At 68.5% G+C, this 11848-nt stretch carries 11 protein-coding genes; 5 read left to right on the top strand and 6 right to left on the bottom strand.

The annotated features are described in order from the left end of the window. Positions 1-6 precede the first annotated feature (6 nt). From ACNUDN_RS06545 to ACNUDN_RS06560, 4 genes are read right to left on the bottom strand one after another with little or no spacing between them, the layout of a single operon-like run. Positions 7-1509, bottom strand: a complete 1503-nt coding sequence (locus ACNUDN_RS06545; RefSeq protein WP_419121191.1) for a flavin-containing monooxygenase — start codon at positions 1507-1509, stop codon at positions 7-9. A gap of 2 nt (positions 1510-1511) precedes the next feature. Further along, positions 1512-2453, bottom strand: coding sequence for a ferritin-like domain-containing protein (locus tag ACNUDN_RS06550; RefSeq protein ID WP_419121192.1), 942 nt, complete (start codon positions 2451-2453; stop codon positions 1512-1514). Between the two features lie 8 nt (positions 2454-2461). Beyond that, positions 2462-3301: an SDR family NAD(P)-dependent oxidoreductase gene (locus ACNUDN_RS06555; RefSeq protein ID WP_419121193.1), complete on the bottom strand. Its 840-nt coding sequence runs from the start codon at positions 3299-3301 to the stop codon at positions 2462-2464. 3 nt (positions 3302-3304) lie between these two features. Then, complete coding sequence (locus ACNUDN_RS06560) at positions 3305-4300, bottom strand: alpha/beta hydrolase (protein WP_419121194.1); 996 nt, start codon at positions 4298-4300, stop codon at positions 3305-3307. Positions 4301-4457: 157 nt separating this feature from the next. On the opposite strand from ACNUDN_RS06560, the gene imuA' reads away from it, so the two are divergent. Genes imuA' through ACNUDN_RS06580 form a run of 4 tightly spaced genes read left to right on the top strand, consistent with a single transcriptional unit; the run spans position 4458 to position 7734 of the window. Continuing rightward, the gene (imuA', locus tag ACNUDN_RS06565) at positions 4458-5183 is read left to right on the top strand and encodes a DnaE2-dependent mutagenesis accessory factor ImuA' (RefSeq protein ID WP_419121195.1); all 726 of its coding nucleotides are present in this window, start codon (positions 4458-4460) and stop codon (positions 5181-5183) included. Next, positions 5180-6754, top strand: a complete 1575-nt coding sequence (locus ACNUDN_RS06570; protein ID WP_419121196.1) for a DNA polymerase Y family protein — start codon at positions 5180-5182, stop codon at positions 6752-6754. The genes imuA' and ACNUDN_RS06570 overlap by 4 nt, the downstream gene beginning before the upstream one ends. 49 nt (positions 6755-6803) lie before the next feature. Next, a complete protein-coding gene (locus tag ACNUDN_RS06575) occupies positions 6804-7295 on the top strand; it encodes a MarR family winged helix-turn-helix transcriptional regulator (protein ID WP_419121197.1) in 492 nt (163 codons plus the stop codon). Between the two features lie 13 nt (positions 7296-7308). Beyond that, positions 7309-7734 carry an organic hydroperoxide resistance protein gene (locus ACNUDN_RS06580; protein ID WP_419121198.1) on the top strand — a complete coding sequence of 142 codons (426 nt, stop codon included), beginning with the start codon at positions 7309-7311 and terminating at the stop codon, positions 7732-7734. Here ACNUDN_RS06580 and ACNUDN_RS06585 read toward each other — a convergent pair. After that, entirely contained in the window at positions 7721-8788 is a 1068-nt protein-coding gene (locus tag ACNUDN_RS06585; protein WP_419125038.1) for a nucleoside hydrolase, read from the bottom strand. The two genes, ACNUDN_RS06580 and ACNUDN_RS06585, sit on opposite strands and share 14 nt — an antisense overlap. A gap of 26 nt (positions 8789-8814) precedes the next feature. After that, positions 8815-10845, bottom strand: coding sequence for an SDR family oxidoreductase (locus ACNUDN_RS06590; protein ID WP_419121199.1), 2031 nt, complete (start codon positions 10843-10845; stop codon positions 8815-8817). Between the two features lie 80 nt (positions 10846-10925). Between ACNUDN_RS06590 and ACNUDN_RS06595 the strand changes: the two genes are divergently transcribed. Then, positions 10926-11792, top strand: a complete 867-nt coding sequence (locus ACNUDN_RS06595; RefSeq protein ID WP_419121200.1) for a MaoC/PaaZ C-terminal domain-containing protein — start codon at positions 10926-10928, stop codon at positions 11790-11792. The last annotated feature ends 56 nt before the right edge of the window (positions 11793-11848 follow it).

Raw genomic sequence — 11848 nt, forward strand, 5'->3', positions numbered from 1 at the left:
TGTTTCTCAGGCCGTCGAGATCGCCATCCGTGGCCGCGCTTGGTGCGCTACCGCGGTGTAGTCCTCGAACCGGAACTGTCGCATCTGTCGAAGATACTGTGTCGCGAAGCCCGGGTACATCGAGGCGTTGAAACCGTCGGCGGTCAGGTACCAGCTGGTGCACCCTGACATCCAGGTCGTCTTGGCCAGCCGCCGCTGGATGTGCTCGTTGTGGCGACGCTGCACGTCGGCGCGCACGTCGAGGTAGCGCAGGTTTTCGTTGAGGATCGTGGTGATCGCGCGGACCGCGTAGGCGATCTGCCCCTCGACGTAGACCAGCAGCGAATTGTGTCCCGGACCGGAGTTGGGACCGGTCATGAAGAACAGATTGGGGTAGCCGTGGACGCTGGCGCTCTTGTACGCCTCGGCGTGGGCTGCCCACTCGTGTTGCAGTGAACGCCCGTCCAGCCCGCTGACCGGGAACGGCGGTCCGGACAGATGCACGTCGTAACCGGTGGCGAACACGATGGCGTCGAGATGGTGTTCGACGCCGTCACTGGTGCGGATGCCGGCCGGGCTCAGCGTGGCGATCGGCCAGTCGATGAGCTTGCAGTTGTCCCGCTGCAGCGCGGGGTAGTAGTCGCTGGAGATCAGCATCCGTTTGCAGCCCGGAGTGAAGTCGGGGGTCAGCTGGCGACGCATCCAGGGGTCCTTGACCTGCTGATGCAGATGGACCTTGCCCAGCTGGGCGACCAGCCGGCTGATCGGTGTGTTCCACACCAGCGCCGCGGCACTCGCTTCGTGCCCCCAGTACAGCGCCTGGCGAGCGAGTTCCTGGGCGACAGGTACTTTCGCGAACAGGGCCTGTAGCGCTGCGGGCATCGGCACGTCGAGCCGGGGCAATACCCAGCCGGGGGTGCGCTGGAAGACCTTGACGAAAGCCGCCTTGTCGACCAACTCCGGCACGATCTGCACCGCACTCGCGCCGGTGCCGATCACCGCCACCCGCTTACCGGTGAGGTCGTAGTCGTGATCCCAGGCCGCACTGTGGATCTTGTGCCCCTGATAACTGTCCAGACCCCGGATGTCGGGGAACGTGTGATCGGCTAGCGGTCCCGAGGCCAGCACCACCGTGCGGGCCTGAATCCGCTTGCGTCTGTTGGTTGTGGCGGTCCAGACTCCGGCCTGCCCGTCGAAGCTCAGCCCGGTGATCTCGGTGTCGAACCTGATCAATGGCCGCAGGGCGTGCTGGTCGGCGATGTCCTCGATGTGCTCGCAGATCTCGGAGCCCGACGGGTAGGCGCGTGACCACGACGGGTTCTTGACGAACGAGAACGAGTACAGCAGCGACGGGATATCGCAGGCCACACCGGGATAGGTGTTGTCGCGCCAGGTGCCGCCGACCCGGTCGCCGCGTTCGACGATGACGATGTCGTCGACGCCGGCTTGTTTCAGCTTGATCGCCGTACCCAGGCCGGTGAAGCCGGCGCCGACGATCAGGGTGTTGTGGATTGTCTTGGTTGTGGGCACGGTCAGGCCGCCGGTTCGTGGGTGAGTTCTTTGAACCAACTCGGGATCGGTTTGAGCAGCACCCGGGGATAGAGGTCGGATGCCCAGACCATGGAGTTGGCCAGCAGGTGGTAGGGATGGCGTGGTTTGACCACCATCGCGGCGTGCCGGCGCAGTACCCGGTAGGTCGGCACCCGGTGGGTGAACTCCCCGCGCTCGCCGAGAGTTTGGAACCGCTTCACGGCGTTGTAGAGCCGTTCGGGCTCCAAACCCATGCCGACGATCTCGTTGCGGATCCGGTTGAGCAGCGGGATGTACATCAGGGCGCCGATGATCAGGCCGGGGGTGGCGACATTGCCGACGAACTCGATGGCCAGCCGGCGTAGGTCGGCATGGCCGATCATGTTGAGAACCTCGAAATCGACCGCGATGTGCCTGGATTCATCGTTGTTGATCTTCTCGAAGACCTGGTGACACACCGGGTCGTCGACCTCTTCGAGCAGGAATTTCAGCAACGCGCCGTCGAGGGCGACCTCCAGCATCGGGATCACGGTGCCCAGGATCGACAGCGACATGTTGTCGGCGTAGGTGTCCAGCCAGTCCATCGCCAGCCGGATGTTGACGTTGGGTTCGGGCATCTCGACCCGCCCATCTCCCGCCGCTCCGTCGTCGAGCATGCCCCACCGTTTCATCAGTGCCAGTTCGGCGTTGGCATGCCGCTGCTCCTCGGCGTGGAAGTAGCGGTAGATCTCGGCGATCGTCGGGGTGGGCGCCTTCTTGGCCAGCGCCGCGAAGCCGCGCGCCCCGATGTTCTCGATCCAGCAGAGATCGGCCATGAACGCCTTCAGTTTGGGGCGCTGCTCGTCGGTGATCTTCTCGGCGCCGGGTGCGTCCCAGTCGATGTCGGCCAGCGCCCACTGCCGGTCCTTGATTTTGGCCAGCATGACGTCCATGTCGATCGCCATTGATCCTCCTAGGTGGTGACGCGGGTGGCTAGCCCGGCGGCGCGGGTATACACCGTCGGGGTGAAACGTTTGATGCCCCAACCGATTCTGGCTTCCGGCTGGGGCATGCAGTAGAGGCCGCCGCGGTCCAGGGTGTCCAGGCAGGTGCGGGCGACGCGTTCGGAGGAGAAGCCGATCCAGCGCATCAGCTGGTCGGCGAGATCGCTGGACTGCGAAGTGATGGCACCGGATGCGGCTCCGGCCTTGACGATGTTGGTCTTGACGAAGGTGGGGCAGAGCACCGTGACGTGCACGCCGGTGCCGGCGAGTTCGGCGGCCAGGGTCTCCGACAGGGACAAGGTGCCGGCCTTACTGACGTTGTAGGCGGCCATGCCGGGCGCGGCGCCGAACGCGGCAGCGGATGCGACGTTGATGATGCCGGCGGGTCGGCCGGCCGCGCGCAGGATCGGTGCGAAGACATGACAACCGTGGATCGGGCCCCACAGGTTGATGTCAAGGACCCGCTTCCAGTCGGAGAGTTCGGCGGCCCCGATGACGGCGCCGCCCGCGCCGACCCCGGCGTTGTTGATGACCAGGGTGGGTGGGCCGCCGAACCACGACTGTGCCTCGTCGGCAAGGCGATGTACCTCGTCGGCGACGGTCACATCGCAGTGCAGCCCGATTGCGGTCCCGCCGCCGGCGGTGATCGCCTCGGCGGTGGCGGTGGCGGCGCCGAGATCGATGTCGCTGCACACCACCCGGCCGCCGCGGCGCGACAACTCGGCGGCGAAGGCTGCGCCGATACCGCTGCCGGCGCCGGTGATCACCGCGTCGGCGCCCTGGGAGCGCTTGGTGCCGAAAGGCCACATGGTTCAACCCGCCTGTTCGATGCGCTCGGAGCGCAGGGTGTCGGTGATGAAGGCTGCGATGGCGCGCATCGCCGGCGCGGCCTCGGGTGTGAGTCGTGGCAGGGCTTGGAAGACGTGCACCTGGTCGGGCCAGATCTGTAGCTCGCACCGGGCGCCGGCGGCCTGCAGGTCCTCGGCGAGTGTGATCGCGTCGGCGGCGAGCATCTCCGCACCGCCGGCCTGGATCAGCGTCGGAGGTAGCGTGCGCCCGCCGGCTATGTCGAGTTGAAGCCGGGGGTGGTCGGATTCGGTTCCGGTGCAATACAACTCCACCAGGCGCGCGGCGTCGCGGGACCGGATCGCGGGGTCGGGCCGGTGTGCTTCGCGGGAGCGGGCCAGCTGGAAGGTCAGATCGACCAGCGGGGACATCAGCACCATTGCCGCAGGGTGGCTGACATCGGACTGCAGCATCAGGTCGACGGCGAGGTGACCACCCGCCGAGTCACCTGCGACGACGATCTTCTCGGGGGCGATCCGGTGGTCTCCGGTGAGCCAGTCCCACCCATTGCGGACATCGTCTGCGGCGGTGGGAAATCGGTGCCGGGGCGCCAGGCGGTAGTCGATGCTGAACACCGGGACGTCGGCCAGTCGGGACAGCCAGGCGGCGAGGCGGCGGTGCGTGCGCGTGGAGCACAGGGCGTAACCGCTGCCGTGGACGAAATAGATCGCCCCCTCGGCGCGCCGACGGTCCACTCCGTGGCCCCAGACCCATTCGCCGACGATGCGGCGCCCCGCGGTGGTGACGGTGTCCACCGGTTCGGTGGTGCTGCCGGCCAGCGACGGACCGAAGGTGTCCATGATGCGGGCGACGATCTGCCGGGAGGCCCACAGACCCCACGCCTGCTCGGGTGGGAGCACGGTGCTGAGGGGTCGCAGGGTCAGGCTGCTGGCGAATGCGGCACCGCGCGATCGCCGGGAACCACGCTGCAGTTGGTCGACTGCCGACTCGGCGCTGAGCATGTGACGGATACAACTCCAAATAGTGACATTTGTCAATGTCACTATTTGGTGATGGCAGCGTTGGTCTGGTTGACGCTGTCGGTGGGTGGGTGTTTACTGGCGACATCGAACAAAGTTTCGAACAACGGATGTGTCGGATGGTGTGAAAGGTACTGCTGTGACGACGCCACAAAGCCTGAAGCGGTGTCCTGCCACCCGCGCTGAACAGGTCGAACAGCTCCGCAAGCAGATCGCATCGGTTTCATCCAAGGTGGGTGGGACGCGGCGGATGGCGACGTCCACTGCGGGGCCTGACGCGTCTTCTGGATCTCCGGATTGTTTGCTGCCGGTGCCCGATTCCCTGGCTGAACTGCTTCCGGATTCGTTGCCGCGCGGCACGGTGGCGGTGCTCTCGGGAGCCCGATCGCTGCAGTTGCGCTTGGTCGCGGCGGTGACCGCCGAGGGCGGTCATGTCGCGATCATCGGCCAGCCCGATGTGGGGTTGTTGGCGGCGGTGGAGATGGGTGCCGATCTGAGCCGGATCGCGGTCATCCCGGAACCCGGTGCCGATCCGGTCGAGGTGGCCGCGGTCCTGATGGACGGAATGGACCTGGTGGTCCTGGGGCTTGGTGGCCGGACGGTGCCGGCGACCCGGGCCAGGGCAGTGGTGGCCCGGGCCCGTCAGCGCGGCTGCACCCTGTTGGTCACCGACGGTGACTGGCAGGGGGCCTCGGCCCGGCTGGAGGCACGGGTCAGCGGTTATGAGATCGCGGGTGGGCACGGTGGGCACGGTGGGCACGGTGGGTCACCCCACCCCGGGTGTGGGCGGATCAGCCGGGTGCGGTTGGCCATGCGGGCCCGCGGCCGGGCCGTCGGGCATCCGGCACGCGCTGTGGGCGGATGATGACGCCGTCCAGGGTGTTGGCGCTGTGGTGTATGGACTGGCCTGCCGTCGCCGCTGCGGCGGCGGCCGGTCTGCCGGCGACCGTGCCCGTCGCGGTCACCCTCGCCAACCGGGTCATCGCCTGTTCGGCGGCCGCACGCGCGGTAGGGGTGCGCCGCGGTCTGCGACGCCGGGAGTCTCAGGCTCGATGCCCGGAATTGCACGTGGTGACTGCCGATCCGGCCCGGGACGCCAGGCATTTCGAGAACGTCACGGCCGCGGTGGACGATCTCGTACCGCGCGCGGAGGTGTTGCGGCCCGGTCTGCTGGCACTGTCGGTGCGTGGGGTGGCTCGGTACTTCGGCTCCGAACAGACCGCCGCAGAACGGCTGGTCGACGCGGTCGCCGCCGCAGGGGTCGAATGTCAGGTCGGGGTTGCCGACCAGCTGCCCACCGCGGTCTTCGCCGCCAGGGCGGGGCGGATCATCGACGCGGGAGGCGATGCCGGCTTCTTGTCGGAACTGTCCATCCGGCAGCTGGCGGCTGAGCCGAGCCTGGCCGCGGATCCGCGTAGAGATCTGACGGATCTGTTGTGGCGTATGGGAATACGGACGATAGGTCAGTTCGCCGAGCTTCCACGCAGCGATGTGGCGTCCCGGTTCGGCGCCGACGCCGTGGCGGCACATCGCATCGCTCGTGGTGAATCGGCGAGGGGCCCCTCGGGGCGTGAACCCGAAGCCGAGCTCGACGTGGTGATGAATTGCGACCCACCCGTCGAACGGGTCGACGCAGCCGCCTTCGCCGGGCGGTCGCTGGCGGGGGAGTTGCACCGCAGTCTGGCGGCCGCGGGCGTGGGGTGTACCCGGCTGGCCATCCACGCCGTCACCGCCTCCGGGCAGGAGTTGGAACGCGTCTGGCGATGTGCGGAACCGTTGACCGAGGATGCCACCGCCGATCGGGTGCGCTGGCAATTGGACGGGTGGCTGAACCGTCGTCATCCGCAGGATCGGCCCGCGGCGCCGATCACGGTGTTGCGGCTGCGGCCGGTGGAAGTGGTGTCGGCCGAGGCTCTGCAGTTACCGCTGTGGGGTGGGGTCGGCGAGGAGGACAGGCTGCGCGCGCGGCGCGCGCTGGTGCGGGTGCAGGGGCTGCTGGGTCCGGAGGCCGTCAAGGTGCCGGTGCTCAGTGGGGGACGTGGGCCGGCCGAACGCATCACCTTCACACCGCTCGGCGATGAGCTTGTGCCCCAGGCGGATCCGACCCAACCGTGGCCGGGTCGGTTGCCTGAACCGTCACCCGCGGTGTTGCTCGACGATCCTGTCGAACTGTTGGACGCCCGGGGGGATCCGGTACGGGTGACCGGGCGTGGGCTGTTCTCCACCGATCCCTCGCGGTTGCAGGCGCCGGGGCGGTCCGGTCGGTTGTCGTGGTGGGCGGGCCCTTGGCCGGTAGACGAGCGGTGGTGGGATCCGGCGCCGGCGAAGAACGGCAGAACGGCCAGGGCGCAGGTGCTCGTGGGCGCTGATCCGGCGCAGGCTCTACTGCTGTGTTACCGGCACCGACAGTGGTACCTCGAAGGAGTCTATGAGTAGCGTCACATACTGATTGTGCACAATTCAGTTGTGCACTATGGTTTTCGCCATGGCGCCTCTGAGTCTCGACGAACATCTCTGTTTCGCGCTGTACTCGGCCTCGCGGGCCATGACCGCGGCCTACCGTCCGCTGCTGGCCGAGCTCGGCCTGACTTATCCGCAGTATCTGGTGCTTCTCGTCCTCGGCGAGGAGGGCAGCATCTCGGTCGGCCGCCTCGGTGACCGGCTCCAACTCGATTCCGGCACCCTGTCTCCGCTACTCAAACGCATGGAGGCGGGCGGAATCGTGCGCCGCCGCCGCAGTGCAACCGACGAACGTCAGGTCGAGGTGACCTTGACGGCCGCCGGCGCGCGGATGCAGCGCAAGGCGGGCTGTATCCCCGAGCAGCTCTTCAGCCTGACGGGTCTGACTGCCGACGAGGCCGCCGACCTGCGCAATTCGATCGCCCGGCTCACCGCGTCGCTCACCGACTCCGCACCGAGCGACACCCCAATCACCTCGGGCCACCCCGAGAGTTCAGTAAAGCCAAGCAATTCCTAAGAGAGGCAAATCCATGCAGAAACCGCTCTACACCGCAGAGGCGCTGGCCACCGGCGAGGGGCGCGACGGCCACGGCCGCACCTCCGACGGCCGGCTCGATCTCGATCTTGCCATCCCGAAGGAGATGGGCGGCAGCGGCAACGGCACCAACCCCGAGCAGCTCTTCGCCGTCGGCTACGCCGCCTGCTTCCACTCCGCGTTGCGGCTGGTCGGCCGGCAGGACAAGGTCGACGTGTCCGACTCCGCTGTCGGGTCGCGGGTTGCGATCGGCCAGAACGGTCAGGGGGGCTTCGAATTGGCCGTCGAGCTGGAGATCACCCTGCCCAACGTCGACCATGACACGGCGGTCAAGGTGGCCGAGAAGGCGCACCAGATCTGCCCCTACTCGAATGCCACCCGGGGCAATATCGAGGTCACGCTGGTGGTCACCGACGACTGACCTCGGGCAGCTGCCGGGCGAATGCGCCCACCCGGGTGATGAACCGGTCGAAGAACAGGGTCGGATCCACCTCGGTTCCGATGCGGGCGTTGGGCTTTCGTCCCCAGCGTCGGCTCCAGTCGGCGATCGTCATACCCCGGGTGAGCGTCCCCGTCAGCTCGACGTCCACCGGTGCCGGACGGCAGCGCACCAGTGCGGTGTCCAGCCCCACGGCGGCAGCCAACGGGTCGTGCAGATGGGCGAGGTACCCCTCGCCCTGGTCGTGGTGGAACTCGAAGTAGAACCGCATCGCGTCTTCGAGCACCCGGATCAGCGGATTGGACGCCGTCGACAGGGTGCCGCGGACGTCGAGCTCCGACATCGGGGTGGACGTCGAACCGGCGGCGGCGGCCAGGCGGCTCAGCAGCTGCGGGGTCATCTCGGCGTTCTCGGTCAGGTTGAGCCCCAACACTATCGGGAGCTGATCCGTATCGGCGCCGGCATCGAACTCGGGCCCGGCCCAGGCCGCGAACACCTCGGCCGCCGACTCCGGGTCGACGCTGACGTTCCACTCCGCCACCGGCGTGGTGTTGCCCCGGTAGTCGAACGCCCCGCCCATGATCACCAACCGTCGCAGTAACTGCGGCAGTTCCGGTTCGGCGCGCAGCGCCAACGCCAGATTGGTCAGCGGACCGGTCGCGATGCCGATCAGTGCGCCGGGATGGGCGCGGGCGGCACGCACCCACGCCTGCGCGGCGTCGTAACCGGTTGGGTCCGCGGCAGGCGAGGGCAGCCGCGCGTAGCCGAGGCCCTGCGGGCCGTGAGTGTCCTGCGCGGTGCGCAGCGGAGCGCTCAGTGGCGTCTCGGAACCCTTCGACACCGGGACGCCGGTGATCCCGCACAGCTCCAGCAGCGCCAGGTTGTTCCGGCAGACGTCCTGCACGCCAACGTTTCCCGCGGTGCTGGCGATGCCGACCAGATCCACCTCGGGACTGCCGAACAGGTACACCAGCGCCATCGCGTCGTCGACGCCGGTGTCGACGTCGACGAAGACCGGGTGTCGTCCGCCGCCGATCGGGTCGGCGGTGCGCGCGGCGTCGCTCACCAGTGCACGCCGGGCACCAGTCGCACCGCCCGTTTGACCGGCCGCGGCACCCGCAGCGCGGGCTCCGGGCGGGCCGGGCGTCGGGGCCGCCGCCTGGGCTCGCCCCGGCCCACAGTGGCCTGACCTGCGGTGGCACGGTCCTGCGCGATACCGCGCGCCGCGGCCGAATCCGGGTAGCCGAGGTAGAGCTGGTGCAGCACTCGCCGGGACAGCCTCGGAGTCAGATACCGGCCGAGATCGGACAGTGTGCCGACCGGGGTGTCGATGCGCGCGGGTTTGTCGATCAACCCGCGCACCACCATCGCGGCAGCGTGTTCGGCAGAGATCGGCGGCATCGGGTTGAGCCTACGGGACGGGGCGATCATCGGCGTCCTGACCAGCGGCATGTGGATGTTGGTGAATGTGATGTGGTCCGAAAGCGTCTCGGTGCCAACCACTTCGGCGAACGCATCCAAGGCGGCCTTGCTGGGCACGTAGGCGCTGTACTTCGGGCTGGTGGCCTGCACGCCGGCACTGGAGACGTTGACGACGTGTCCGAACCGGCGTTGCCGCCAGTGCGGCAGCAGCGCCAGCACCATGCGCACCGGTCCGAAGTAGTTGACCGCCATCACCCGTTCGTAATCGTGTAACCGGTCGGTGGAGGCCGCCACCGAGCGCCGGATCGACCGGCCCGCATTGTTGACCAGATAGTCGACGTGCCCGAACCGGCCGAGGATGTCGCCGATGGTGTGCTCGACGGCTGCGGAGTCGGTGACGTCACAGGTGAACGCGTGTGCGTCGCCGCCGGAGCCGCGGATCTCGGCCACGAGTTCATCGAGAGCGTCGGCGTTGCGCGCCACTGCGAACACCGTCGCCCCACGGGCTGCCACCGCGATCGCCGAGGCGCGACCGATACCGCTCGAGGCGCCGGTGATGATGACGTGCTTGCCGACCAGAGGTCCTGCCGGATCGTCGCGTCGGACCCGGTCCGGGTTGAGGTGACGCGCCCAGTAGCGCCACAGCGCCGGCGCGTACGACGCGAAATCCGGCACGCTGATCCCGGATCCGTGCAAAGCCGCCTCGGTGTGCGCGCAGCGCAACCTCGGTGCCAGTTCGACGACGTCGAGGATCTCACCCGGGACACCCAGCTGGGTGGCGGCCATGTCACGCAGCACCTTGGCCCGTCCGGTGACCTGCAGCAGCGGCGCGGCGGCCGCGCGGGGCAGTGGCGCGACCAGGGGTGGCAGACCCGCCGCCGGGGCCACCGCGCGGTAGATGCCGCGCAGGCCGGTCGTCTTCGGTGCGGTCAGGTGGAAGGTCTGGCCGTCGCGGCCGTCGGTGTGCATCAGCGCCACGACGGCGTCGACCACGAAGTCGACCGGGACCAGGTTCGTGCGGCCGACGTCGGGCAACAGCATCGGGGTGAAGCTGGGCAGGGCGGCGAGTTTGGCCAACAGGCCGAAGAAGTAGTACGGACCGTCGATCTTGTCCATCTCCCCGGTGCGGGAGTCGCCGACCACCACCGCAGGGCGGTAGATGCGGAAGCGCAGCCCCGCTGCCGAGCGCACCAGCAGCTCGGCCTCGAACTTGGTCCGGTGGTAGGGCGTGGGTAGATCCTGCGCGACGTCGAAGTCGTCCTCGGTGAACACCCCGCGGTACGTGCCCGCGACCGCGATCGAGGACAGGTGGTGCAACGTCGCGTCCAGTCGGTGGGCCAGCGCGATCACCGCCCGGGTGCCCTCGACGTTCGCGGCGCGCTGCCGGTCCGCCGCGGCGGTGATGTCGTAGATCGCCGCGCTGTGCACCACATGGTCGATGCCCCCGAGACCGTCGACGTCCGCCTCGGCGAGCCCGAGGTCGGGGACGGTGAGATCTCCGATGAGCGCCCGCACCCGGACGTCGTCCCAGTGGCGGACCAGTCGTTCGAACCGTCCCAGGGACTCGCGCCGGACCAGCACATGCACCGCGGTGGTGTCGGGACGGGTGAGCAATTCGCTGACCAACCGACGGCCGATGAACCCGGTACCGCCGGTAACGACATAGCGCATGCGGACATGGTCGCCCGCGCCGGTCGCTCCGTCAACAACGGCCGACCTCGGGGGCCCATCCCAGGGGCTACTCTCGGGCCATGCCGATCGACCCCGACGCCATTGGCGCGACGACGTCCCCGCACCAGTTCACCTGGACCGATCGCGACACCCTGCTGTACGCGCTCGGCGTCGGGGCCGGTGTGGACGACCTCGCTTTCACCACCGAGAACAGTCACGACATCGCCCAGCAGGTGCTCCCGACCTACGCGGTGATCGCCTGCTCACCGGCCGGCGCCGCGAGCAAAATCGGGTCGTTCGACTTCAGCAGGCTGCTGCACGGGTCACAGAGCATCCGGGTGTTCGCGCCGCTGCCGCCGGCCGGCACGCTCAGCGTCGTCAGCGAAGTGGCCGACATCCAGGACAAGGGGGAAGGCAAGAACGCGATCGTCATGCTCAAGGCCACCGGCACCGACCCCGACTCCGGGAAGGCGATCGCCGAAACGCTCACCACGCTGGTCATCCGCGGTGAGGGTGGATTCGGGGGCAGGCCCGGGCAACGCCCGCAGGCACCGCAGATTCCCGAGCGTGACCCCGACGCCCGGGTGGCGCTGCCCACCCGGGCGGATCAGGCGCTGATCTACCGGCTCTCGGGGGACCGCAACCCGCTGCACAGCGACCCGTGGTTCGCGCAGTTGGCCGGATTCCCCACACCGATCCTGCACGGGCTGTGCACCTACGGTGTGGCCGGCCGCGCGCTCGTCGGCGAACTCGGTGGCGGCGACGCCGCCAGGATCACCGCGATCACGGCGCGCTTCACGTCGCCGGTCTTCCCGGGGGAGACCTTGACCACCTCGATCTGGCGCCTGGATCACGGGCGCGCGGTGTTTCGCACCGAGGCCGCCGGTCCCGATGGATCCGGCGCCCGGCTGGTGCTTGAGGACGGCGAGGTCGAGTTCGCCGGTTGATCGGGGTGGGAGACGGCGCAGTTGATATTGATCCTGTGAATTCGTTTGCTGGACTG

The sequence above is a fragment of the Mycobacterium sp. smrl_JER01 genome (assembly GCF_048513595.2).
Classification (GTDB): domain Bacteria; phylum Actinomycetota; class Actinomycetes; order Mycobacteriales; family Mycobacteriaceae; genus Mycobacterium.

Coding starts and splice junctions, on each gene's coding strand:
- ACNUDN_RS06575 (WP_419121197.1), top strand. CDS start 6,804: ATGGCGCCTCTGAGTCTCGACGAACATCTCTGTTTCGCGCTGTACTCG.
- ACNUDN_RS06555 (WP_419121193.1), bottom strand. CDS start 3,301: ATGTGGCCTTTCGGCACCAAGCGCTCCCAGGGCGCCGACGCGGTGATC.
- ACNUDN_RS06580 (WP_419121198.1), top strand. CDS start 7,309: ATGCAGAAACCGCTCTACACCGCAGAGGCGCTGGCCACCGGCGAGGGG.
- ACNUDN_RS06560 (WP_419121194.1), bottom strand. CDS start 4,300: ATGCTCAGCGCCGAGTCGGCAGTCGACCAACTGCAGCGTGGTTCCCGG.
- ACNUDN_RS06570 (WP_419121196.1), top strand. CDS start 5,180: ATGATGACGCCGTCCAGGGTGTTGGCGCTGTGGTGTATGGACTGGCCT.
- ACNUDN_RS06595 (WP_419121200.1), top strand. CDS start 10,926: ATGCCGATCGACCCCGACGCCATTGGCGCGACGACGTCCCCGCACCAG.
- ACNUDN_RS06550 (WP_419121192.1), bottom strand. CDS start 2,453: ATGGCGATCGACATGGACGTCATGCTGGCCAAAATCAAGGACCGGCAG.
- ACNUDN_RS06590 (WP_419121199.1), bottom strand. CDS start 10,845: ATGCGCTATGTCGTTACCGGCGGTACCGGGTTCATCGGCCGTCGGTTG.